The organism is Geobacillus sp. ZGt-1 (genome assembly GCF_001026865.1).
In the GTDB taxonomy this organism is placed as follows: domain Bacteria; phylum Bacillota; class Bacilli; order Bacillales; family Anoxybacillaceae; genus Geobacillus; species Geobacillus thermoleovorans.
In genome coordinates, this window is record NZ_LDPD01000125.1 from 1 (window position 1) to 1936 (window position 1936).

The 1936-nt window shown below is 39.1% G+C and carries 1 pseudogene; it reads left to right on the plus strand.

Going from position 1 to position 1936, the window contains the following annotated elements:
* Window positions 1–1893: pseudogene (locus VU18_RS15985) on the plus strand (BREX system P-loop protein BrxC); the annotation flags it as partial.
* Between the last annotated feature and the right edge of the window lie 43 nt (window positions 1894–1936).

Sequence of the window (1936 nt, forward strand, 5' to 3'; positions counted from 1 at the left end):
CACGAACATATTAACGAAGCAAATGTCATTGATGAGTTGGGCAAAATATTTTTCGAAGATATCGTGCAAATGAAATCATATCGTTATCAAAAAACACATGACTTTGAATTCAATAAAATATTTGATACGTACACTCGCGGTGGGCGAACGAATGAACTAACCCTTCAAGTATACACGGGAGATGTCACGGAAGAACAAGCGCGAGCCGAGGCAAACTCAGGCATTTTAGTCATGCATATTCCACAAGAATTTACCGAAAAGTTTTTTGAACCGATGGAATACGCGTTGAAAATCCGATCCTATGCAAATAAAAAAATTTCAACGAGCTTAACGGAAAGACAACGTAAAATACTGGATGAAAAACGCCAACAAATCACCGAATTTGAAAAGAAAGCTAAGGAAGCGCTAGCCGAAGCGGCGGTGCATGCGACTTACTATGTGCAAGGACAAGAGTACCGTTTTAACGGCAGTTTAGAAAATCAGCTGCAAAGTGCTTTTGAAATTCTTGTCCGTAATACGTACAGCTACTTAAGCTATATGGAGGAGCCGGTTCCTGTCAAAAACGCGAACGATACGATTTATGAATGGGCAACAAAAGGTCTTCCAGCGAAATTAGATGGAACGTTTGCCAACCATCTTGCGTATGACACGGTGTTTCGTTTCCTTGAACAAAGCCGCAACCGGCAAATGGTGACGATGAAATTGCTTGTAGAAAAATTTAAAAGCGCGCCTTACGGCTGGAGCGAAAACGATATTACCGGATTAGTAGCTGCTTTAATGCATGATGGAAAAATAAAATTAACGTATTTAGGAGAAAGTTTTGATACGAGTCATCCACAGTTTATTTCTCGGATTACAAAAGCGTCTGAACGCGAAAAAGTAATGATTGAGGCGCAAATCGCCATTCCAAGCCACAAACGTAAAATCGTCGTAGAAATGATGCGGGAGCTATTTAACTGCTACGATGTTGGCGACACGTATGATGAAATTGCAAAGAACATTCGCGAGCAAATGCAAAAACATTTCTTAGAACCAATAACAAAGATGCTGAAAATAAAAGAATATGAAGATCCGCAATATCCATATCCAGGCGGCATTCAGCTCGCGAAATTAAAGAATAACATTGAAGAATTGTTGTCTTATTCCAAGAGCGAGAATCTCGTTGAGGAATTCATTGAGTTGGATGAAGATTTGGAGGAATGGCTTGAGGATATACAAACTTTATCTGCGTTTTATACAAAAACGGCCATTCGCTATTTTGATGAAAGTGTCCGTCTATTAAAAGAGCGTTCGGATGATTTAGATATCGCCAAAAATCAAATGGAAGTACAAAAAATTAAAAATCAAATTGTTTCCATCTTGACAATGGATCATCCTTATCGAGAAATTCCTAATCTACCAATCTTAAACGAGAAATTAAGAACAGAACTTACGAATTTTGTAAAAAAAGAACTGGGCGCTCAGCTCGAACAAATGGAAGAAATTCGCCGCAAGATGGAAGAGTTGAAAGAGCGGTACAGCATCGAAGAGATCAAAGCAATGGTTCAACATGAATTAGAAGAGCTGCAAGTACGTATTGAACAGTTGAAGGATATGGACAGCATTTCCCGCGTCTACTCCTACACACAAATGGCGACAAACGATTTGCGTCGTTTGGAAGAAAAAGTGTATGAACTGTATGTACAATATCAGTCGGAAACGAGTGACGGCGATGATCGTCAAGTGGAAGTGCCAATCTCACGATTCATCCAAGTCATGATACCGTCCGGTCAAGTCGAAATTCGTACTGAAGATGACGTGGATCGTTTATTAGAAAAAATGAAACAGGAACTGCTAAAAGAAATTCAGAATGGAAAAGTTGTCGTCATTAAAAAGTATATAGATTCAATTTGAAGGTTTGACATTTACATGAAGAGGTTAACCTCTCCGTTATCCT